This is a genomic window from Acinetobacter sp. 102 (assembly GCF_037028485.1).
GTDB lineage: Bacteria > Pseudomonadota > Gammaproteobacteria > Pseudomonadales > Moraxellaceae > Acinetobacter > Acinetobacter higginsii.
On the sequence record NZ_JAZEZK010000026.1, the window covers coordinates 32846 to 56176 of the forward strand.

At 40.8% G+C, this 23331-nt stretch carries 22 protein-coding genes; 13 read left to right on the top strand and 9 right to left on the bottom strand.

Annotated elements, in window-relative coordinates; all coding sequences use genetic code 11:
* The first annotated feature begins 30 nt into the window (after positions 1–30).
* Genes WA352_RS19480 through WA352_RS19495 form a run of 4 tightly spaced genes read left to right on the top strand, consistent with a single transcriptional unit; the run spans position 31 to position 3853 of the window.
* Complete coding sequence (locus WA352_RS19480) at positions 31–1260, top strand: acyl-CoA dehydrogenase family protein (RefSeq protein WP_171068217.1); 1230 nt, start codon at positions 31–33, stop codon at positions 1258–1260.
* 16 nt (positions 1261–1276) lie between these two features.
* Positions 1277–2398 (top strand): phosphotransferase family protein, encoded by a 1122-nt coding sequence (locus tag WA352_RS19485; protein ID WP_005320064.1) that lies wholly within the window; start codon positions 1277–1279, stop codon positions 2396–2398.
* Entirely contained in the window at positions 2395–3093 is a 699-nt protein-coding gene (locus WA352_RS19490) for a histidine phosphatase family protein (protein WP_005320067.1), read from the top strand. Before WA352_RS19485 ends, WA352_RS19490 begins: the two co-directional genes overlap by 4 nt.
* A 16-nt stretch (positions 3094–3109) precedes the next feature.
* On the top strand, positions 3110–3853 hold the full coding sequence (locus WA352_RS19495; RefSeq protein WP_005320070.1) for an SDR family oxidoreductase: 744 nt from the start codon (positions 3110–3112) through the stop codon (positions 3851–3853).
* Positions 3854–4385: 532 nt separating this feature from the next.
* Here the strand turns inward: WA352_RS19495 and mpl are convergent.
* Positions 4386–5747, bottom strand: a complete 1362-nt coding sequence (gene mpl, locus WA352_RS19500) for a UDP-N-acetylmuramate:L-alanyl-gamma-D-glutamyl-meso-diaminopimelate ligase (RefSeq protein ID WP_005186309.1) — start codon at positions 5745–5747, stop codon at positions 4386–4388.
* A 222-nt stretch (positions 5748–5969) separates the two neighbouring features.
* Between mpl and WA352_RS19505 the strand changes: the two genes are divergently transcribed.
* The 4 genes from WA352_RS19505 (at position 5970) to WA352_RS19520 (ending at position 10006) form a co-directional block, all read left to right on the top strand.
* Positions 5970–6323, top strand: coding sequence for a DMT family protein (locus WA352_RS19505; RefSeq protein ID WP_005186310.1), 354 nt, complete (start codon positions 5970–5972; stop codon positions 6321–6323).
* Between the two features lie 136 nt (positions 6324–6459).
* The gene (gene purE, locus WA352_RS19510) at positions 6460–6972 is read left to right on the top strand and encodes a 5-(carboxyamino)imidazole ribonucleotide mutase (RefSeq protein ID WP_004803286.1); all 513 of its coding nucleotides are present in this window, start codon (positions 6460–6462) and stop codon (positions 6970–6972) included.
* A gap of 11 nt (positions 6973–6983) precedes the next feature.
* The gene (locus WA352_RS19515; protein ID WP_005320075.1) at positions 6984–8105 is read left to right on the top strand and encodes a 5-(carboxyamino)imidazole ribonucleotide synthase; all 1122 of its coding nucleotides are present in this window, start codon (positions 6984–6986) and stop codon (positions 8103–8105) included.
* Between the two features lie 602 nt (positions 8106–8707).
* On the top strand, positions 8708–10006 hold the full coding sequence (locus WA352_RS19520) for a lytic murein transglycosylase (RefSeq protein WP_005201802.1): 1299 nt from the start codon (positions 8708–8710) through the stop codon (positions 10004–10006).
* A 51-nt stretch (positions 10007–10057) separates the two neighbouring features.
* On the opposite strand, the gene WA352_RS19525 is transcribed toward WA352_RS19520, so the two are convergent.
* From WA352_RS19525 to WA352_RS19545, 5 genes are all read right to left on the bottom strand, one after another.
* Positions 10058–10441, bottom strand: a complete 384-nt coding sequence (locus tag WA352_RS19525) for a hypothetical protein (RefSeq protein ID WP_162180594.1) — start codon at positions 10439–10441, stop codon at positions 10058–10060.
* Positions 10442–10550: 109 nt separating this feature from the next.
* On the bottom strand, positions 10551–11459 hold the full coding sequence (locus WA352_RS19530; protein WP_005320081.1) for a matrixin family metalloprotease: 909 nt from the start codon (positions 11457–11459) through the stop codon (positions 10551–10553).
* 385 nt (positions 11460–11844) lie between these two features.
* Complete coding sequence (locus WA352_RS19535; protein WP_005320085.1) at positions 11845–12756, bottom strand: matrixin family metalloprotease; 912 nt, start codon at positions 12754–12756, stop codon at positions 11845–11847.
* Between the two features lie 381 nt (positions 12757–13137).
* Positions 13138–14046 (bottom strand): matrixin family metalloprotease, encoded by a 909-nt coding sequence (locus WA352_RS19540; protein WP_005320087.1) that lies wholly within the window; start codon positions 14044–14046, stop codon positions 13138–13140.
* Entirely contained in the window at positions 14043–14459 is a 417-nt protein-coding gene (locus WA352_RS19545; protein WP_005320090.1) for a hypothetical protein, read from the bottom strand. Before WA352_RS19545 ends, WA352_RS19540 begins: the two co-directional genes overlap by 4 nt.
* A gap of 201 nt (positions 14460–14660) precedes the next feature.
* Between WA352_RS19545 and WA352_RS19550 the strand changes: the two genes are divergently transcribed.
* Positions 14661–15545, top strand: coding sequence for an MBL fold metallo-hydrolase (locus tag WA352_RS19550; RefSeq protein ID WP_005320092.1), 885 nt, complete (start codon positions 14661–14663; stop codon positions 15543–15545).
* Positions 15546–15670: 125 nt separating this feature from the next.
* Here the strand turns inward: WA352_RS19550 and dnaK are convergent, their stop codons facing one another.
* The 3 genes from dnaK to WA352_RS19565 all read right to left on the bottom strand — a co-directional run bounded on the left by dnaK (position 15671) and on the right by WA352_RS19565 (position 19364).
* Complete coding sequence (dnaK, locus tag WA352_RS19555) at positions 15671–17614, bottom strand: molecular chaperone DnaK (RefSeq protein WP_004803271.1); 1944 nt, start codon at positions 17612–17614, stop codon at positions 15671–15673.
* 151 nt (positions 17615–17765) lie between these two features.
* A complete protein-coding gene (gene grpE / locus WA352_RS19560) occupies positions 17766–18311 on the bottom strand; it encodes a nucleotide exchange factor GrpE (protein ID WP_004803267.1) in 546 nt (181 codons plus the stop codon).
* Positions 18312–18470: 159 nt separating this feature from the next.
* Positions 18471–19364 (bottom strand): LysR family transcriptional regulator, encoded by an 894-nt coding sequence (locus tag WA352_RS19565; protein ID WP_004803265.1) that lies wholly within the window; start codon positions 19362–19364, stop codon positions 18471–18473.
* A gap of 107 nt (positions 19365–19471) precedes the next feature.
* Here WA352_RS19565 and WA352_RS19570 point away from each other — a divergent pair, with 107 nt between their 5' ends.
* From WA352_RS19570 to WA352_RS19585, 4 genes are all read left to right on the top strand, one after another.
* A complete protein-coding gene (locus WA352_RS19570; protein WP_005320096.1) occupies positions 19472–20326 on the top strand; it encodes an MBL fold metallo-hydrolase in 855 nt (284 codons plus the stop codon).
* Positions 20327–20714: 388 nt separating this feature from the next.
* The gene (locus tag WA352_RS19575; protein ID WP_005201819.1) at positions 20715–20954 is read left to right on the top strand and encodes a hypothetical protein; all 240 of its coding nucleotides are present in this window, start codon (positions 20715–20717) and stop codon (positions 20952–20954) included.
* 360 nt (positions 20955–21314) lie between these two features.
* Entirely contained in the window at positions 21315–22385 is a 1071-nt protein-coding gene (locus WA352_RS19580; RefSeq protein WP_212749840.1) for an alpha/beta hydrolase, read from the top strand.
* A 134-nt stretch (positions 22386–22519) separates the two neighbouring features.
* Entirely contained in the window at positions 22520–23077 is a 558-nt protein-coding gene (locus tag WA352_RS19585; protein ID WP_005201825.1) for a peptidylprolyl isomerase, read from the top strand.
* The last annotated feature ends 254 nt before the right edge of the window (positions 23078–23331 follow it).

Below are 23331 nucleotides of genomic sequence, written 5' to 3' on the forward strand. Positions count from 1 at the left end.
TTCGCCATATTTAGATTGAGGGAAATGATGATGTTTGCATTATCTGAACGCGCACAGGACTTTATTGCACGAACTAAAGCCTTTATTCAACAAGAAATAGAACCGATTGAAAAAGCGTTCTGGGATGAAGTGCATCATCGCAATGTTGATGGTGATTGGACCCAATGGCAATGGCCTGAACAATTACAACAATTAAAAGATAAGGCAAAAGCGGCGGGCTTATGGAATATGTTCTTACCTGATGCAGAGCTCGGTGCAGGCTTATCAGTTCAGGAATATGCACATATTGCGGAGCTGACAGGACGGAGCTTACTTGCCCCCACAGTATTTAACTGTAACGCGCCGGATAGCGGCAATATGGAAGTGTTATGGCGTTATGGCAGTGACCAGCAAAAACAACAATGGTTGCAGCCCCTGCTCGCTGGCGAAATCCGTTCCGTATTCTGTATGACTGAACCTGCGGTGGCATCCAGTGATGCCACCAATATGCAAGCCACGGCAGTGATTGAAGGCGATGAGATTGTCTTGAATGGCCGTAAATGGTGGTCATCTGGTTTGGGTGATCCGAATGCCAAAGTGATTATCTTTATGGCTTATACCCCAGATCCAAGCAAAGACCGTCATCATCAACATTCGATGGTGCTGGTGCCGATCGACACGCAAGGGGTAACAATTGAACGGATGTTGCCTGTGTTTGGTGATTATGATGCGCCGCATGGGCATGGACAGGTTAGTTTTGACCATGTGCGTGTACCCGTCAGCAGCTTTATTGGTGGTGCTGGCCAAGGTTTTGAAATCGCACAAGGTCGTTTAGGACCAGGGCGGATTCACCATTGTATGCGTTGTATTGGTGCGGCAGAAAAAGCCTTGGAGCTGATGATTGATCGAGGCATGTCACGCAAAGCTTTTGGCAAAGAAATCCTGAAATTGGGTGGCAATTTAGAGCGCGTCGCAGATGCACGTGTGCAGATCGATCAAGCGCGCCTATTAACGCTATATGCTGCTTATAAGATGGATACTTTGGGCAATATGGCGGCACTGACAGAGATTTCTGCGATTAAAGTGGTGGCACCGAGCGTATTGCAACATGTGGTCGATATGGCGATCCAGATTCATGGTGGTGAAGGCGTTTCACGCGATACCCCACTGACAGCCTTTTTTAACCAAGCGCGGAGTTTACGTTTGGCCGATGGACCTGATGAAGTCCATAAAGGCATGATTGCCAAATTAGAACTGAAAAAACGTGGCTATGCTCGTTGATAAGGAAAATACAACAATGACAATGATTGATATTGGTGGACAGGTTCGTCACGGTGAAGAACTAGATATTGCAGCGGTTGAAAGCTGGTTAAAAAAACAAGGTGTGGATCTGCAAGGACAGGCACAAGTGACCCAATATTCAGGTGGCGCATCGAATTGGACCTATCGTTTGCAGTATAACAATGCAGACCTGATTTTACGTCGTCCACCGAAAGGGACCAAAGCCAAATCAGCGCATGATATGGCGCGTGAATACAATGTGCAGAAGCATCTTGCGCCGTTCTACCCTGTCCTGCCTGAAATGATTGCACTGTGTCAGGACGAGAGTGTGATTGGCTGTGATTTCTATGTCATGAAACGGATCGAGGGCATTATTCCGCGTGCCAATTTACCCAAAGAATTACAGCTGGATGAGCCGCAGGTACAGCAACTGTGTCTGAATGTGCTGGATAAATTGATTGAACTGCATCAGGTACCTTATCAAGGGACTGAACTGGAAAAACTGGGTAAAGGCGAAGGCTATTGCCGTCGTCAGGTTGAGGGTTGGGATGCGCGTTACAGTAAAGCACTGACCCCAAATGTACCTGATTTTGCCTTTGTGCGTGAATGGTTGCTGCAACATATCCCTGCCGATGCTAAAACCTGCGTGATTCATAATGACTGGCGTTTTGATAATGTCATTTTAGATCCACAACAACCGACGCAAGTGATTGGGGTACTGGATTGGGAAATGGCGACACTGGGTGATCCATTGATGGATTTGGGCAGTGCTCTCGCCTATTGGATTCAAGAGGATGATGATGCTTTGATGAAATCCAGCCGCCGCCAACCCACCAATTTAAAAGGCATGCTGACACGACAACAAGTAGTGGATTATTATCTGGAAAAAACAGGTCTAAAGCCTGCCAACTGGGCATTTTATGAAGTGTTTGGTTTGTTCCGTTTAGCAGTGATTGCACAACAGATTTATTATCGTTATTACCATCAGCAAACCGATAATCCAGCCTTTAAAGATTTCTGGATCATGATTCATGCCTTACATATTCGGGCCTTAAAACTGATTGTGCAAAACCATCCGCAAGCGCAACCATTGATTACTGAATATGGCGCAAAACTACAGGATATTTTAAAACGATGACCACAATTTATTTGGTGCGACATGGGCAAGCCTCATTTGGTGCGGCAAGTTATGACCAGCTTTCAGCCAAAGGTGAACAACAGGCACAGGTTGTAGGTGATTTTTTTAAACAGACCCTGAAGCAAACGCCGCTGATTGTGGCGGGCTCAATGCAACGCCATCAGCAGACGGCACAATTAGCCTTATCAAAAAGTTTTCATGATGCACCGATTCAAACTGAATCGGTATGGAATGAGTTTGATCATCAACAGGTGTTTGCACAATACGAACCACGTTTTAATCAACCTGAATTGCTGAAACAGGATGTTGAATTGATGGCCAATCCACGTGCTTATCTGGCCAAAATCTTTGATGGCGCGATTGATCGCTGGATTGGAGAGCAATATGACCATGAATATCATGAAACCTGGTTGGGCTTTCAATCGCGTATAGAAAGTGCTTTGCACAGTTTGTGCCAGCAGATTGATGCTACACAACCGCGTCAGGCGGTGGTATTTAGTTCTGGCGGTGTGATTTCGGTGGCGGTCGGTCAGGTATTAGGTCTGGATGCTAAACAGATTTTTGCACTGAATTGGTCGATTGCCAATGCCAGTATTACCACGTTGCGTTGGACAGATGGTCGTTTGCAATTACTCAGTTTCAATGAGCATCATTATTTGAAAGCGCGTGATGCTGAACTTTTAACATGGATTTAAAAAATAGGTGGCAGGCATGGCAAAGACGATTTTAATTACAGGGGCAAGTTCAGGCTTGGGCGCAGGTATGGCGCGTGAATTTGCTGCCAAAGGCTACAATCTTGCACTGTGTGCACGACGTTTAGAGCGTTTAGAAGCCTTACAACAACAGTTGCAAAGCCAGTTTTCGATTCAGGTCAAGATTAAAATCCTTGATGTGACCCATTATGATGATGTGTTTACGGTGTTCCATGCTTTTCAGCAAGAATTTGGAACGATTGACCGAATTATTGTCAATGCAGGCGTCGGTGATGGTCGCCGTATTGGTAAGGGGCATTTTGAGGTGAATCGTGCTACTGCTGAAACCAATTTTATTTCGGCACTGGCGCAGTGTGAAGCCGCGGTTGAAATCTTTAGAGCACAAAATAAAGGGCATTTGGTGGTGATTTCTTCGATGAGTGCGATGCGTGGTTTACCCAAGCATTTATCGACTTATGCAGCCAGTAAAGCCGCAGTGGCGCATTTGGCGGAAGGAATTCGTGCTGAGTTGTTGAATACGCCAATTAAAGTCTCAACGATTTTCCCGGGTTATATTCGTACCGAGTTGAATGAGGGTGCCAAGAAATTACCGTTTGAAGTGGATGAGAAAACGGGAAGTAAGGCTTTGGTGAAAGCGATTGAGAAGGAACCCGTGAAGGCTTATGTGCCGCAGTGGCCGTGGTTGCCAATGGGGATTGCAATGAAGATTCTGCCGTTGAAACTTGTGAATAAACTGAGTTGATTTAAATGGTTATAGCGGAGTTTTACTGTGGTCTCATTTTAATTTTAGACTAAGCCACTACGTCTTGCACTTCAGTTGAAATATATTTCAACTTCGTTCAGGCTCGACCTGAGAAGCGCTTAAAGCTTCGTAAGTCTTTCGGGAAAAGTAGGCAAAACCTGAGGTACGAATAGCAAAGATTAATAATCTTTGCCGTACCGCAAGGTAAAAGCTCTGCTTGAGCAATAAACTACGCACTTTGTTTGTCTTGCGCTAGCCCAAAGCTTTAAGCGCTTTGGTTAGCTCAGGTTGTGGATGACGTTTACGCGTATCATCTTTATTGTCGAACTCAGATTAAATTAATTTCTTGCTGATATTTACTATTGTGACGGCGGCATGGATGCCGCCTGTTTGGCAGGGGTCACATGGATGTACCCTCTGCCAAACAAAGGATTTTTGCTTACTTTTCATCCCTGAAAAGTGAGATATGCGTATACAAAGGGTATATATAGGTTTTTTCCTAATAAATGAGGCTGTGCAATACCTGTATTTACTAAGATAAAGCTGTAATCAACTTTTGGTGTAAGCCACCAAAACCACCATTGGACATGATCACCACAGCATCGCCCTCACCTGCTTCATTCACCACACGGGCAATGATGTCATCTAAAGAACGGCTGACTTCAGCCTTGTTTGCTGAAGCTGAGATCACAGGTTGTAAATCCCAATCCAAACCCTCTGGCTGGTACCAAATCACTTCATCCGCTAAACGCGCTGAATGTGCCAAACCATCTTTGTGGCTGCCCATACGCATGGTGTTAGAACGTGGTTCAATGATCGCCCACAGCTTACGTTCGCCTAGACGTTTACGTGCGCCGTCGAGTGTAGTTTCAATCGCAGTTGGGTGATGGGCAAAGTCATCATAGACTTCGATGCCACGAACCGTGCCTAACAGCTCCATACGACGCTTAACACCACCGAAGTTAGATAAAGCTTCACAGGCTTGTTCAAGGCTGACACCAACGTGTTGTGCAGCAGCAATGGTTGCTAAAGCATTGGCAACACTGTGTTGCCCTGTCATGTTCCATTTCACTTCACCAATCACTTTGCCGTGTTCAAGTACTTTAAAGTGACTGCCATCGGCGCTGATCAACTCAGCAGATAACGCGGCTTGGTCATTTGGCTCTAGACTGGTACGAAGCACAGGCGTCCAGCAACCCTGTTCCAAGACTTCATCAATATTGGTTTCAGTGATTGGCGCAATAATGCGACCTTCACTTGGAATGGTACGGACTAAATGGTGAAACTGTTTTTGAATCGCAGCAAGATCATCAAAAATGTCGGCGTGGTCAAATTCAAGGTTATTTAAAATTGCTGTTTTAGGGTGATAGTGAACAAACTTAGAACGTTTATCGAAGAAAGCAGAATCATATTCATCTGCTTCTACACAGAAATATTTGCCACCACCTAAACGTGCACTTTCACTAAAACCAAGCGGTACGCCACCGATCAAGAAACCTGGATTTAAACCTGCTTGATCAAGCACCCAAGCCAGCATAGTGGTGGTGGTGGTTTTACCATGTGTACCTGCGACACCAAGCACATGTTTGCCTTGGAGCACATGATCGGCCAAGAATTGTGGGCCAGAAATATAAGGCAGACCTTCATTCAGCATGTATTCAATCGCATCAATACCACGTTTCATGGCATTGCCGACAATCACAAGATCAGGATGCGGTTGCAAGTGGCTACGGTCATAGCCCTGCATCAATTCAATACCTGCATTTTCAAGTTGAGTCGACATTGGTGGATAAACATTGGCATCTGAACCTGTGACTTTATGTCCTAAATCTCGTGCGAGTAGAGCCAAAGACCCCATAAATGTGCCACAAATACCCAAAATATGCAGATGCATAACGCGCCTTCTCCACTGCTTTTCATACAGCACTGATATCGTGTGTATGATTGTCGTTATCAATAAAAATCAAACGCAACGATAGCAAGGCTTGCATGGAAAAGATAGTCAAAATTCGTTGTTGTTGTTTAGTTCTAATTGCACGGATGAATGCTAAAATTTCAGCGTTTTTACAAGCATTTCACCTCTGCTGTTCAACCTTTATCTGGATAAAAGCACATTATGTTGAGCCCTACTCTTTTAGCGTTATGTTTGTTGATTATTTCCAACTGTTTTATGACCTTGGCGTGGTATGGGCATCTGAAAATTCTGCATGATGCGCCCATTTGGCAGGCGATCTTATTTAGCTGGTGTATTGCCTTACTGGAATACAGTTTTATGATTCCTGCCACCAAGTTGCTCAACCAGCATGGCTGGAGTCTGGGTGAAATGAAAATTACTCAGGAAGTGGTGACCTTAATGGTGTTTGTGCCCTTTATGATTTTTGTGTTTAAACAACCCTTCAAACTCGATTACATCTGGGCGATGCTATGTTTAATGGGTTGCGTCTACTTTGTTTTTAGAAATCAAAGCTAATTTTTCGAGGTATCAGTTAACGTGTTCTTTTGTTGGGGATGCCTGAAAAAACCGCTATAATATCTGCCAATTTATTCCCTTGTGCTTGGCGTAAGTCGAGATACTTGTCTATTTTTATCATGTTTTGGAAAAGCCAATGAATGCGGTCGCAACAGATAGCCAACCTTTAGTCGGAATTATCATGGGTTCTCAATCAGATTGGGCAACACTTGAACATACCGCTAACATGCTCAAACAGTTGGGTGTTCCTTTTGAAGCTGAAGTGGTTTCTGCGCATCGTACGCCAGATCGTTTATTTGAATATGCTGAAACAGCTCGTGAACGTGGTATTCAGGTAATTATTGCAGGTGCCGGTGGTGCTGCACACTTACCAGGTATGTGTGCTGCTAAAACTGATTTACCTGTATTGGGTGTACCGGTGAAATCATCGATTTTGAATGGCGTTGATTCATTGCTTTCGATTGTACAAATGCCAGCAGGTATCGCCGTAGGTACTTTGGCAATTGGTCAGGCTGGTGCGACGAATGCTGCAATTCTGGCGGCACAGATTTTAGGTTTAACTCGTCCAGACATCGCTAAAAATGTGACTGGCTTCCGTACTGCACAAACCGAAAAAGTGTCGAATAATAACATTCCTGGTCAAGTGTAACGGGGCTGAACATGAATAAAACCATCGGTATTTTTGGTGGTGGGCAGCTAGGCCGGATGATGGCACAAGCAGCGTTACCACTGAATATTCAATGCACCTTCTTTGAAGCAGAAACAGATTGCCCTGCTGCGATTTTGGGTCCAGTCTTTTCGAGCCAAGCGGCACAGGGATTACAGGATTTTATTGAAAGCGCGGATGTATTTAGTCTTGAATTCGAAAATACACCTGTTGCAGATGTGGATGTTTTGACACAAAGCAAAACCCTGCACCCTCCTCGCCTTGCTTTGGCAACTGCACAAAATCGTTTGGCTGAAAAACGTTTGTTTGATGAGTTGAGCATTCCTGTTGCGCCGTATCGCGCTGTGGACAGCTTAGAGAGCTTAAAACAAGCGGTATCGGATCTTGGATTACCCATCGTATTGAAAACGGTAACGGGTGGTTATGATGGTAAAGGTCAATTCGTTTTACGCACTGAAGATCAAATTGAGACCGCTTGGGCTGAATTAGGTCCTGCAAAAAGCTTGGTTGCAGAAAGTTTTGTCAAATTTAGCCGCGAAGTATCGATTATTGCGGTACGTGGACAAAATGGTGATGTAAAAACTTGGGCTTTGGCTGAGAATCACCATCATAATGGCATCTTGTCGCACTCAATCATACCTGCACCTAATAGCGCTGATTTACAGCCTGTTGCGCAAGACTATATTACCCGTTTACTGAAGCACTTAGATTATGTGGGTGTTCTCACCCTTGAACTATTTGTGACGGAACAAGGTTTATGCGCCAATGAAATGGCGTGTCGTGTGCATAACTCAGGTCATTGGTCGATTGAAGGTGCGATTTGCTCGCAATTTGAAAACCATATCCGTGCCGTTGCAGGCTTACCATTGGGTGCAACTGAAGTGATTCGCCCAAGTGTGATGATCAATATTATTGGTCAGCATCCCAAGTCAGAAGATGTTTTGGCACTGAATGGCGCACATTTACACCTCTATAATAAGTCTGAGCGTACTGGCCGTAAGTTGGGACATATTACTTTAATGCCAAATCATTCAGATGATTTAACCGATTTATGCCGCCAATTGGCGAAAATATTACCTGTTCCATTGGCATTAACCGATGATATGAGCATCTAAACTTATCCACAATGCCTAAAAAAGCGATCTTTGGATCGCTTTTTTAATTCTAGAATACTTTTAAATTTAAAAAAATAAACATTAGGGTGCTGTGGATAAGTTGTTTCCGGTATTTTGAATTTAAAGTTGCGTCGTTTATTTGAATTTAAATGAAAGTGGATAAGTTATTTTGCATTTTAAATTCAAAATAGAGATCCCATTTTAAATTTAAAAATAAGGCGATAATAGGTTTTTAAATTTAAATGATGGGATGTGGATATCTATTTTCTCTATATTAAGGATATAAAAAATAAAAGTTTATTGTTTTCTTGGCGTTCTTTTTGAATCAATCACTTGTCGTTTAACTCGAAGAAATGAATTTAAAAGTGGATAAGTTTTTTAAATTTAAAAGTATTGAGTTATCCAGTATTGTATTTTTGAATTTAAATTGGACTTGTTGATAACTTTTAAATTTAAAATAAAGCCTGAATTATGAATTTAAAAGTAGTGTTTTAAATTTTAAAACCAAGAAATGAATTCAAAGTTACGTTTCCAAACTATACATCTTCATATAGCGTGTTAAGGTGGAGAGGAAATTTAAATTCAAAAGTTTTGGTTTAGTCATGAAACGTCATTTTTCTTTTTTTCTAGGCACTGCCTTATTTACTTTTTTCAATCAGGCGCATGCCGAGCTTGTGATTAACGGTGCAACAGTTTCGACACCCGCCACAACAGCGACTGTTGCCAGCAGTAATTATACGCCAAATTCTAATTTTCAGGGCTGTATTGCCAATTTGCGTTCGCAGGCAATCGCATCGGGTGTATCAGGCGCAACCTATGATCGCTATACGCAAAATTTAACGCCTGATTATTCCGTGATTGATAAATTAAATTATCAGCCTGAATTTTCGACACCGATCTGGGATTATTTGTCTGGCCTTGTGGATAACGAGCGTGTACAAGCAGGGCAGCAAAAACTTACTCAACATCGTGCCGTTTTGAACCGAGTTGAGCAGGCCTATGGTGTACCTGCTGAAACCGTTGTAGCCGTATGGGGCGTCGAAAGTAACTATGGTGATATTTCGGGTAAATATCCTTTATTACAGGCATTGGGTACTTTGAGCTGTGAAGGTCGCCGTCAAAGTTATTTCCGTGGCGAGTTTTTTGCCACTATGCGTATTTTACAACGTGGTGATTTAACTCAAGACCAACTTTATGGTTCATGGGCTGGTGCATTTGGTCATACTCAGTTTATGCCATCAACGTATGAGCGCTTAGCCGTAGATTTCGATGGCGATGGTCGTCGTGATTTGGTTTCAAGTACCACCGATGCCTTAGCTTCAACCGCTAATTTCCTAAAACGAGCAGGGTGGCAAACTGGTATGCCATGGGGCTTTGAAGTTAAAATCCCGCAAGGCATGTCAATTTCTGGTGAAAGCCGTCGTAATAAGAAAGCACTGAACAGCTGGATTGCGCAAGGGGTCACCCGTGCGGATGGCACTGCATTGATTCAAGGCAATTTATCGGGCAGTACGCCAGCGGGACTGATTTCACCAGCGGGTGCCAATGGTCCATTATTCCTGGTATTTAAAAACTTTGATGCAATTTATAGCTATAACGCGGCTGAAAGCTATGGTTTAGCCATTGCGCATTTATCTGATCGTTTACGTGGTGGCACGCCATTTTTAACCGCTTGGCCAACCGATGATGCAGGGACATCCCGTGCAGAACGTCGTGAAATTCAACAGTTTTTAGTGCAGCGTGGCTATGATATTGGTGCAGTCGATGGGTTGATTGGCGATAAAAGTCGTCAGGCCATTCGCCAAGAACAGAGCCGTCTCGGTTTAAACCAGACTGGACGTGCAGGGCAGCAGATTTTACGTGCGTTCCGTCAGGAACAGGCCAAGCAAATGATGAAATAAATTTGAACTCGATAATTAAAAAAGGTCTGCCCATGGGCAGACCTTTTTTAATTAAGGTGCAGCATCTAATTTAACGGCTTCTAAAATATCAAAAATTACCGCTGTGACATCTTGGCTTAAATCACGATCATTAAAGATTTCATAAGCTGTGATAGTGACATCAGTATCACTTGGTAATTGTTTTTGTTCTTCTTCAATCAAGTGCTCGATGGGCAATAGCGTTTGTTTGATTTCAAGATGCAATACTTCATCATAAGCAAGATTTTCATCTTCAAGCTCTAACTCTTGCTCATTGAAATAGGGAATTAAGATGGCATGGAGATAAGGGCTAATATCTTGAATATTCAAGAGTTCGATATCACGAGTCTGTTCAATCGTACTGATGTGGTCGTTCACTTCAATTAAGATATGATAATAACTCATGCTGATCTCCATTAAGGCTAAGATGATGTTTTATCATCACAATAACATGAATAAATCAAAACAATCGACCCATTCTTGTTATTGCTTAGCAGATCATCTTATATCTACCTATGATGTTCGATTAATCCGCTAAACCTAATAGCTTTAGATCAGTCTCAGTCAGTTGAAAATCTTTTGCATCCTGATCTTTAATTCGTGGATACATCAAAGATCTTGGATCACGGGTATGCTTTAGACCCAAAGCATGACCAAATTCGTGTGCTAAGGTCAAACGTAAGTCATCAGTTGATGAAAATTCATAAATAAAAATCTGTTTTCCATCAAATTGACCTTTGTGTAGCACTTCAGGCTTAAAAGTCTCATTAAACTCATTTACAGAAGCACTTAACTGTTGATGGACTTGTTTCGATTTTTCAGCCTTTTCCTGACTTTGCTGGACTTTATGATTGTATTCAGTAATTTTTGCCTGCAATTTCTGGGCTTGTTGCTGCAACTGTTGTTGCTGTTTTTGCAGTGCAGTGAACAATGCTTTATTACTGCTGTCTGCCTTATATTGCGCTAAGCCTTGCTGATATTGTTGAGCCTGATTTTCGTAGGCTTTCTTTTGCAGTTCAAGTTGAGCATTGCTTTCTGCTAAATCAGCATTGCTTCTCTGCAATTTCTCATTTCTATTCAACCAATTCTGTTGTTCCTGCTCAAGTTGACTCAAACTTTCAGCACGTTTCATGCTACGAATTTGGCGTTGGTCAAAAACCAGATTAATCACAAAATCTGCGTCAGGATCATACACAAAATATTTTTGCCCCGTGTTCTTTTCCCAAATTGCAGCAGCTTGTTTACTTAAGTCGATCATTTGTTGTTGATCGATGTTCAAACGCGGGTCAAGTTCAGCAATACGATAACGTAAAGGTTGTTCTGTGTTATAGCGAACTTGCGACTGTGCTGGAGCAGTCGAGCTAATTTTAGCAAAAGTCGAGACTGGGGCTAGCAAGGTAAAACATGCAGCCATAAGGAGAGATAAAAGACGCATAATAGGAGATAAAGCTTGAAAGAGGTCACATTTTAGTAAAAAAAAATCAGTAGTCAAATTGATGGAAGATCGTTCAATTTATGAGTTTTAACGATATTTCTGGAAAATGAATAAAAATACATTTGTAGACATATTGGTAAAAAATCGTGCAAAAAAAACAGGATTTGTTTATTAAATGATCTAAAACCAATGCGAGAACAACTGTTTATTTTTTATTTTTAATGCATTAAATCTTTAATAGATGATCAAAGTAAGCTGCAAAAATATTTTTTACATCTTAAAAAAATACATTCTATTTCACATAAAATATTTATTTATTTGTACAAAAACTATACTTAGAGTCTAGTCAATGTTAATTCTTGTAAAGAAAAACCTGCTGTTGCTATCAATAAATGGCTTTTACCAAATCCTTATCAGAATCAGTGAGTGCAAATTGCTGGAAGTTTTGTTTTTGAATTACAGGGTACATCAGTGAGCGTGGATCATTGGTATGCTCTAAACCGAGTGCATGACCAAATTCATGTGCTAAAGTCAAGCGCAGATCGTTGGTAGAAGAAAATTCATAGATCAGAATTTGTTTACCGTTGAAGTGTCCTTTATGGAATAAATGTGGTTGAAAGACCTGATTAAATTGGCTTGCCGAGGCAACCAGTTGTTGATTGGTTTGATTTAGATTTTGAATGCGTTGATTGAGCTGCTGTGTACGTTGATTATGTTCTTGAACTTCACGTTGCAACACTAAAGACTGTTGTTCTAAAGTCTTCTGCCTTTGTGAAAATTGTTGAGCTAAATCTTTAGAAGTAGAACGGGTTTGGTTGAAACGCAAAACCTCAGTATTGTATTGCTGGAATTGGAGGTTGAGTTGTGCCTGTTTACTGGCGATTAAAGCAGTCGTTCTTTGAATTTCCTCTTTGACTTGCTGTAATTGTAGATTTTGATTTTCCCACTGTTGTTGTTGTTGCTTCAGTTGATCTAGGCCTTGTAAACGATCCGTGCTGCGTTGTTGACGTTCATCAAAGATTAAATTAATGCTGAATTCAGCTTGTGGATCATAAATAAAGTTTTGTTGTCCTGTTTCTTGTTCCCAAAGCTTAGCGGCTTGCTGGGTGAGTTCGAGGACTTGTTGTTGACTTAAATTAAAGCGTGGATCAATGTCGGCAATACGATAATGCACTATTTTTTTTGTGGCTTGGTGCTGATGTCCATCCGTATGATTGATATTTGCTTGAGCGCTGCTGAACTGAGGTAGGCTCACACTCAAACAAGCAATAAAGAATGCTAGATAATGAACTCGCATGCTGAAATCCCCCCAAATAAAACTTATTTTTCATCATTATTTTGTGGGCGTCAAAATGCTATGTATTTAATAAATAAAACTAAAAAATGTGATTTTGTTCTAATAAATAAAAAATTGAATCGAGTGATTTACACAATAAAAAAATGAAGAACATGTTTGTTTTTTGATCGTAAGTTAAAAAATATCAACGGATTAAATTGATAATGGCAAAAAATCCTCGAGCAGAGAGCGAAAAAATGGCCAATTGTTAACTTTTGTAAAATTTCTGCAAAGTTGAAAAGTTTTTTACTTTTTAGTTAAAAATTGCTGGATTGTGACATTTATAGTCCATCCAATTTGAGTCGTTTTTTAGAGAGATCAGACCATAACAATGTGTTGGGACTATCTTGCTAATAAAAGAGAGAGGTCTGCTTGGGTCAAACGGAAATGTGCAGTATCTTGATCTTTCATAATGGGGTGCATGAGTGCTTGTGGATCATCAGCATGTTGTAGCCCCAATGCATGGCCGAACTCATGTGCGATGGTTAAACGTAAGTCATCTGTTGATTCAAACTCGTAAATTAATATTTGTTTGCCATTAAATAAGCCCTTATGAAATAAATGGGGCTTAAAGCGTTGCTTATATTGGCTGACTGAGGCATTGAGCTGCTGGTCTAAAGCATTGAGTTCATCAACTTGCTGATTTAACTGCATGATTCTCTGATTATATTGAGCAATTTCTTGTTGCAATGTTTGCACATTCTGCTCTAAATCCCGCTGCCGTTGCTGAAAATATTCTGGGTTGGTAAAAGAAGTGGGATGTTGTCGTGCATTTTGTTGTTCTTGATTATAGTGCTGTATTTGCTGATTCAGTTGTTGCTGTTTTAAGTCGAGAAGCTGCTTACTACGCAGGATTTCCTGTTCAATCTGATCAAGCTGCCGCTTTTTTTCTACCCAGTGTTGTTGATTCGATTCAAGTTGGCTGAGGTGTACTCGGCGTTGTTCGCTTTCCATTTGACGCTCATCATAAATCAGGTGAATCGCGAGCTGCGCATGAGGATCGTAAACAAAATAATCTTGCCCAGTACCATCTTTCCAAATTTGTGTCGCTTGTTGGCTAATGGTTTTGACTTGCTCGATACTGAGTTTAAAACGAGGGTCAACTTCGGCAATACGATAGCGTAAGCGTGTATCCAGTGGACTGGCGATACGGTCTGTCAGCGAGTTAAATTTAAGCTGAGGGTGTTGGCGGGTTTGATAGCCTGACCAAAGTAAAAAGAGTACCAATGCAAGAAGGAGGAAAAATTTCATTCGTTATTTTTGGAAAATAGAGGTTGATATAGGCTTGGCACCACTAAAAATCCCCATATGAGGGTGGTGAAGATATTACCTAGCTCATAAAAAATGGCGCCAAAACCAGATATGAATGTCGAAGAATAGCTTGGTAAAAGATAAATAAGTAACAGTGGGAAAAAACTATAGACGTAAAGCTTTCTTGCCCATTGTTTAAATAAAAGTAAGCCGATGAATACAATAACAAAACCAAGCATAAGTATGCCTGAGATGACAAGTTCCCAGTTCTGAGGATCTCTTGATACGAGTTCGCTTATTGCAATGGATGTTTCATTGTAAGCATCAAATATTGAGCTTATGAGAAAACTAAGCAGTGAAAATATAAGAATTATTCTAAATCTAGTTTTGCTAATGATAGGATCTGTTTTCATCTTTAATCTAGGTATCATTTTTTTAATACTTGGGATTATACCGAAAATAATTTCATGTGTATCAAGCCAATATTATTGTATTAAACTCGATTTGCTTAAGGTTTAGGTTTAGTATTTTATGTGGGGTTAACTCATACACGGGTTATATGGTGGATGAGACAATTCATTCTGACAATTAAAATAAAATGCAAAGGAATATGCATGCTGAAATATTTACTTAAAGCGCCTGAGGCTGCATGGGCGGTGGCTTCGCCCGCACCAGCAAAGGTAGAAAATCTAAAAATTAAATATTTGGGGACTGCAGGGTTTATTCTGTCTGATAATAATCGAACCTTAGTGCTTGATCCTTTTATTAGCCGTCCAAGTCTTTGGCAGACCTTTACTCAACCTTTATCTAGCGATCCAGCATTGGTCAAACACTATATCCCTGAAGCGGATGAGGTACTGATTGGCCATGCACATTATGACCATATTTTGGATGCTGCAGAAGTATGTAAACAAACAGGCGCTCGCTTGATTGGTTCACAAGCCAGTGTGATGTATGGACGCTCAGCAGGTTTGCCTGAGCAACAGATGCAAGCTACACAGGGAAGGGAGGTGATTCACTGTGGTTTGTGGCAAGTGATTGGTTTACCTTCAATCCATGGTAAGGCTTTATTTGGTCGTGTTCCATTGCCAGGAGATATGACTGCACCGCCAGCATATCCACCGAAGTTTCATCAGTTGCGACATGGTTTGGTCTTGAATTGGTGGATTGATACAGGACAACTGCGCGTTGTTCACATTGATTCCGCCGATTTTATTGAACAAGAGTTGCAGGGCAAACAAGCTGATATCGTGTGTCTGTGTGCGATTGGGCGTAAATATCGCCCGAATTATGTCAAAGATGTGGTGCGACTACTGAAACCGAAATACATTATTCCATGTCATTGGGATAGCATGGTGACGCCGATTGATGACGTTCCTCAGTTGTTGCCAGGGGTGAATATTCCTGAGTTTATTGAAGAAATAAAAGCCTGTGGTGTAATACCTTTGTTTATGCCGATTTTGGGTGAGCTGTATTTTGAGCAATCTAAATCAACCTAATCGCCACTTTCTATACATTGGTTTTAATTCATTGTTCGTAGCCCAACAAGGGGCTCCATGCTGCATTATAAAAATTTAATGCAAAAAAAAACCGCGCTTGCGCGCGGTTTTTTTAAAGAGACAAATTATTTTTTGTCATCTTTTACTTCTGTGAATTCAGCATCTACAACGCCATCGTCCGCTTTTTGTTGTTGACCCGCATCACCACCTTGGAATGCATTTGGATCAAAACCTTCTGCGCCGCCAGCACCTTGTGCTTGTTCATAAGCACGTTGAGTGATTGGCATCAAGATGTTTTGTAAAGCTTCAGTTTTCGCTTTGATGTCTTCAACATCATTTTCTTTAGTTGCTGCTTCAAGCTCAGAAACCGCAGTTGTGATCGCAGTTTTTTCATCTTCAGTAACTTTGTCACCAAGATCTTTTACTGCTTTCGTCGAGCTAGAAACGAGCGCATCTGCTTCGTTACGTGCTTTCGCTAACTCTTCAAACTTACGATCTTCTTCAGCATTCGCTTCAGCATCTTTGATCATTGCTTCGATTTCAGCATCAGACAAACCTGAGTTTGCTTTAATCTGGATCGATTGCTCTTTACCCGTGCTCTTATCTTTAGCCGATACTTTCAAGATACCGTCAGCATTGATGTCGAACGATACTTCAATTTGCGGTACACCACGTGGAGCAGGTGGGATATCGCCTAACTGGAAGTTACCCAACAATTTGTTTTGTTGAGCCATTTTACGTTCGCCTTGGAACACTGAAATGTCTACAGCAGGTTGGTTATCAGCAGCAGTCGAGAATACTTGAGATTTCTTCGCAGGAATCGTCGTGTTTTTCTCAATAATCGCTGTTAATACGCCACCCATGGTTTCGATACCAAGTGTTAACGGTGTTACGTCTAATAAAAGTACGTCAGTTTTGTCACCAGACAATACCGCACCTTGAATCGCAGCACCAATCGCAACCGCTTCGTCCGGGTTCACGTCTTTACGTGGCTCTTTACCGAAGAATTCTTGTACTTTTTGTTGTACAAGTGGCATACGAGACTGACCGCCTACCAAGATCACGTCAGAGATGTCAGACGTCGAAAGACCCGCATCTTTAAGTGCAATACGGCAAGGCTCAATCGTACGAGCAACTAAGTCAGCAACCAAACCTTCAAGTTTTGCACGTGTTACGTTGATCACTAAGTGTTTAGGACCAGTCGCATCAGCAGTGATGTATGGAAGGTTGATTTCAGTTGCATTCGAAGAAGAAAGCTCGATTTTTGCTTTTTCAGCAGCTTCTTTCAAACGTTGTAACGCAAGTGGATCATTTTTCAAGTTCACACTTTGTTCTTTCTTGAATTCTTCAACCAAGAATTCAATTAATGCGTTATCAAAGTCTTCACCACCAAGGAAAGTATCACCATTTGTTGATAACACTTCGATTTGTTGGTCGCCATCAAGGTCAGCGATTTCAATGATTGATACGTCAAATGTACCACCACCTAAGTCGTAAACCGCGATTTTACGATCGCCTTCTTTTTTATCCATACCGAACGCAAGTGCCGCAGCAGTTGGTTCGTTGATGATACGTTTAACATCAAGACCTGCAATTTTACCTGCATCTTTAGTTGCTTGACGTTGTGCATCGTTAAAGTAAGCAGGAACAGTAATCACTGCTTCAGTAACGGTTTCACCTAAATAGTCTTCTGCAGTTTTCTTCATCTTTTTCAAGATTTCAGCAGAGATTTGTTGAGGTGCTAATTTTTTATCGTTTACTTCAACCCAAGCATCGCCATTGTCTGCTTTGATGATTTTGTAAGGCACAAGACCGATATCTTTTTGTACCGCTTGATCTTCGTAGCGACGACCGATTAAACGCTTGATTGCGAATAATGTATTTTTCGGGTTAGTTACCGCTTGGCGTTTCGCGCTTTGACCCACAAGGATCTCGCCATCTTTATATGCAATGATCGATGGAGTTGTACGCGTACCTTCTGCGTTTTCGATTACTTTTACTTTATCGCCTTCAAGTACAGCAACACATGAGTTGGTAGTACCTAAGTCAATACCAATAATTTTTGCCATTGTTTGTGTTCCTCTAAAATTTTGTTGCAATGTTTTGCTTGTTATTCGATATGAGAGTCAATTGGTATTTTTCAAGCATTTTTATGAAAAAAAATCAAAAAACTCTCAGATTCGTACGCTTTTGAGCAAATAAACGCTTTGCTCACGTAGATTATTGACCCACCATCACCATCGCTGGGCGAAGTAAACGACCATTTAAGGTATAGCCTTTCTGTAAAACAGTACCAATTTGATTGGCTTTGGCATTCGGGTCGATACCTACGGCTTGGTGTAAATCCGCATTGAAACCATTTTGGGTATCTGCTTCGACTACGCCAAACTTCTCAAGCGTGGTGAGTAGTGATTTCAAAGTAAGTTTAATCCCTTCAAGTACAGGTGTTTCTTCTTCACCCGCAGCTTGAATTGCACGTTCTAGGTTATCGACAGAATCCAATAATTCTTTCGCAAATTTTTCCAGCACAGTCTCTTTATGCTTTTCAGACTCACGTTGAATACGTTCAACACTCTTTTGTGCTTCATAAACAGCATTGGCTGTACGTGCTTTTTCGAGTTTTAAGCTTTCTTCGAGTTTGGTGATTTGAGCTTGTAAATCTTCAACGCTAAGCTCGTTTGCTTGCTCTACACCTTCAGCTTGAGTTTGTTCAGTTTGTTGCTCATTTTGAATGTCTTGAGCTTGCTCATTGTGCTCATTAGCCATTGATGATCTCCGTTGAAAAAAATTCTTAAACATGTACAGTCCTTCTGGCGTTAATGCTCATAGGGTTAAACCCGAACTGCCACATCTTGGTCATTCATAGATAGGGATGAAGTATGGGCAACGCGACAAAATTCAAGCGTTCAGGTCGATTTAAATCTTTTAATTTTGCTGATTTAAGTAAAAATTTAAGTTTTCAATCACAAAAGCAATAAATTCTTGGGTGATTTTCGGTAAATGTTGTCTGGATGCATAAACCAAAGATAAGGTGAGATCGGGTGCCGAAAAATCGGTAAACACCTGTTGCAAACGTTGTTGAGCAATATCTTTACGCACCAGCAACGTTGGCAGCATCGCAATCCCTTGGGCTTTAAGACACATCTGATAAAGCGCAATCACATCATTGCTTTTAAACGTAACATTTAAAGGGTAGTTCTGCGGTTGCTGATCTGTATCAAATAAGGTCCAGTATTGGTTATGTGTGTGATGGGCTATACATTCATGTTGAATGAGTTGACTGGGATGTAACAGGGGAGTGTGGTCTTGTAAGTAATGTGGGTGTGCGCAAAAGGTGGATTCAATTTGACAGACTGGGCGGGCAATCAGTCCTTCTGCGACTTTCTGAGTAATCCTCAAAGCAAGATCCACATGAGCATCTATTAAGTCAACAGTATTCTCTGTGAGATACACATCAAAATGAATCTGTGGATAGCGTTTTTTAAATTGCTTAATACATTCATTCACACCAAGCTGAAATAAAAATAAGCCGCAGGTAAAACGGATGGTGCCACTGTGCTGTTCTGGCGCGGCTAAGCCTTCTAATAGTTGTTGCTGTTGTAAAATATTTTCGCAGTAGACCAGCGCTTTCTCACCCGCAGGGGTGAGTGAAACTTTACGGGTATTGCGTTGAAACAGACGTGTCGAAAAAGTTTGTTCGAGATGGTCTAAGTAACGGGAGACCATCGCTTTAGAATAATCGAGATGTTCAGCAGCTTTGCTCAGATTGCCTTGATGCGCAATACAAACAAAGACTTGAATGGCTTTTAATGTGTCCATCGTTATTATCATTGTTGCAAGATATGCAACATTTTATCTTAGTTTAGAGTGTTTATTCAGCAATAATTGCAATTTAAAGTGTCTCTTATCAGATTGGAGACGATAAGATGAATACCAAACCTTATATTATTGCTTTATCAACTTTGGCAGCAACATCTGCTGCTTTCGCACAAGATTTAAAAATCCAAAACTTTTTGGCTCAACCTGAGCACTTCGGTGTGACTTCAACCTTGATTGAAGGTGATAAAGAAGTGTTATTGGTGAATGCGCAATTTTCTAAATCGGAAGCATTGCGTATTGCGGCCGATATCTTAGACAGCGGTAAAACCTTAAAAACCATTTTTGTCAGCTATGGTGATCCAGACTTCTATTTTGGTTTAGATGTGTTTAAGCAATATTTCCCGAACGTGCAGGTGATTGCGACTCCTGAAACGGTGAAGCATATTCAGGATACACAAGCGCTGAAAGTACAGTATTGGGGACCAAAAATGGGCGCCAATGCACCGAGCAAGATTATTGTTCCGCAAGTATATACGGCTAAAACCTTAAAATTAGAAAATGAAAATATCGAAATCAAAGGTAAGAAAGAACTGACTTATTTATGGATTCCGAGTGCCAAAGCAGTTGTCGGTGGTATTCCAGTATCATCAGGTATTCATCTGTGGACTGCGGATACCCCAACAGCCAAAGATCGTGCAGAAGTGGTACAGACTTTAGAGAGTATCAAAGCCTTAAATCCACAAGTGGTGGTGCCTGCACATATGAAAGTAGGCGCAGCGGAAGGTCTTGATGCGGTGAATTTCTCAATTGATTATTTAAAGCAATATGAGAAAGCGGTAAAAGCCAGCAAAAATTCAGCTGAATTAATTGGAATTATGCAAAAACAGTACCCAACTTTAGGCGAGTCAAGCAGTTTAGAGTTGGGCGCCAAAGTGGTGAAAGGCGAGATGCAATGGCCTTAAATCCAGCTAAATAAATGGAAAAACCGTGATCAGAAGTCACGGTTTTTTATGGCTGCTACATTTATTTTTAATCAAAATTACGTAATTGTAATCTTTTAAGCAGATTGTGCAGTCTTTCTATGAATTATAAAAAAATAAGATAATCGCTTTTTCACTGAAAAAATAAAACTAAAAACCGTGAAATTACTTTAACTCTAATGCTTTAGCGATTTTGAATGTTTTTTTTAATATGTGAAACATGAAAAGAGTTGATTTAAGAAAAATTGCAAAATAGAGCGGCTTACATAACAAACTGCAACTAATCCGCATCACGTCCGAGAAAAAAATTGTGAATCATAGGCATCGCAAAGACAACTTTGCTTTTTGTCATAATGAAAGGAAATACGAAATGAAAAAGTTAGCATTGATTTCTGCGGTTGTAGCCGGTGTTGCATTAACAGCTGTAGGTTGCTCAACTCAAGGTGGTTTAGACGCGTCTGGCTCAGCTCAAACAACTGGTGCAAGCCCAGCAGGCGTACAAGGTGGTGTTGGCGTACAAGGTGGTTCATCTGTTGATGTTCAATCTGGTGGTGCTTCTGCTGATGTATCTGGCTCAGTTTCTGGTTCAGCAGGTACGACAGCTCAATAATTTTTTAGAATGAAGTTAGCTTCGCATGAGATTAAACACACGATGCCGCATGCAATCTTACTAATGTACTGCTATACATTGCGCGAAGTTAACTTAATTCATAAAACTGACACTTTTAGAGTGCTATAAACTAGAACGAATTCATTCGTTCTAGTTTTATCGTTTTAACAATCTCATGTTAAAACAGCATTTAATTGACATAAAAAATAGCTGTGAATAAGCACTATGGATAATGACTTTTTGATAGTAGCCCTTTAGCGTACGACATATTTTTCAAATCTTGAACTTGATCTAAGACTTTAGAAAAGCATATAGTCGAAGACAACAAGAATTATGGACAGAGCGAAGAAGGGGACAGAAGTGACAGCATTACCTCAAAAAATTCAAACAATTTTAGACAAAGGGCAAGGCCCTGCTGCACGAGCGCTAGATAAGCTCCCCAAAATCGTACAAGAGTCTCTCGCTAAGCTTCTCGCTTATCCACACCAATATCCAGATTTAGATTCTTTTACTAAATGTTTGATGGCTGTCCAAATTAAACAAGGGCGCATTGGTTTTATTGGGGATGATCCAATTGAATCCCGCCGTCAGTTTGATGCGCAAATGTTGGCAATTATTAATAAACCAACATCGATTGAATCGGTTGAGGATATTCGTCTCCCTTTGCAAAGTGGTACGGTCTTTGCCAGACATTACCATCCTGCACCGAATAAGAAATTGCCGATCATTGTGTTCTATCACGGTGGTGGTTTTGTGGTGGGTGGTCTGGATACGCATGACGAAGCTTGTCGTCTGATTGCCAAATATGCAAAAGTACAGGTCTTAAGTATTGATTATCCACTTGCACCAGAAGCATCACCACAACTATTGATCAAATCATGTGAAGATGCACTGGCATGGGTATATCAAAATCGCCGTCAATTGAAAATCTATAAGAATCGTATTGCGGTTGCAGGTGATAGTGCAGGGGGCAATATTAGTACTGTGGTTGCACAGCACTCCGTTGGTAAAGCCTATGCACCACAAGCACAATTATTGATTTATCCCGTGGTTGACTTCAAAAGCCGCCATCCTTCGTTCTATGCCTATGGAGAAGGTCTGGTGCTGACCAGTAAAGATGTGGATTATGTGACTGACTATTATGCAACACAGCATGATGTTGCATTAGATGATCCGTTGATCTCACCAACCTATGGCAGTCTTAGAAAGTTGGCACCTGCTTATGTGATTACGGCGGGTCATGACCTACTTCATGATGAGGGTGCAATCTATAGCCATAAGCTCAGACAAAATGGGGTTAAAGTCCAATATGTTGATTACCCAGATCAGACTCATGGCTTTATTAACCTCACGCCTATCTCAAGCAAGGCCAAACGCAATACCATCGAAGTTGCCAAAAACTTTAGAAAATTTTGGGATAAACATAGTTAATAAAGTCCGAGCCGATGTTTCACGTGAAACATCGGTTTTTTTGTTTTAAAGATAACAAATAGAAATAGCAAAATAGAATCAGCAAAACTAAGATGAGCGTTCACAACAAATCAATGATCAAGCCGAGAAAAGCAATGATGAAAAAGTTGTTCATGACAACAGGTTTAATTTTGGCAAGCAGCCATTTATTTGCAAATACCATGGTTGATATGAAAACCAGTATGGGCAACATCGAAATTGAACTTTTTGATGATAAAGCACCTGTGTCGGCAAAAAACTTTGAAAGCTATGTAAAAAGCAACTTCTATACAGGCACGATCTTCCATCGCGTGATTCCTGGCTTTATGGTGCAGGGTGGTGGTTTGGATGCCAATATGATTGAGAAGACAACCAAAGCACCAATCGTGAATGAGTCGGGAAATGGTTTGAAGAATACACGCGGTACTTTAGCCATGGCACGTACCAGTAACCCGAACTCTGCAAGCAGCCAATTCTTTATTAATGTCGCAGATAATAACTTCTTAAATAAGTCACCTATGGATGCAGGTTACGCCGTATTTGGTAAAGTAACTAAAGGTATGGATATTGTCGATAAGATCGTAAATGTACCAACGGCAAACTACGGGATGCATCAAAATGTACCGAAACAACCCATTAAAATTATCAGCGTACAGATAAAGAACAGTAAGTAAAAAACAAAGCAGAAATATGTATAGAATATTTCTGCTTTAATTTTATATGCTTACGAGAATTATGCTGTTTTGTTGAACATGTTTGTGTGTAAAAAAAGAACACTTGATAAAACAAGGGTTTAAAAAGACTTGCACACTAAAAAAAATCTCCTATAATGCACTCATCCCGACGCGATGAAGCAAAAATAACTTAGCTTTACTGGTTAAGTTGTTAAATATTTATTGCGTTAATTTACCGCTGACGAGGTGGTAAA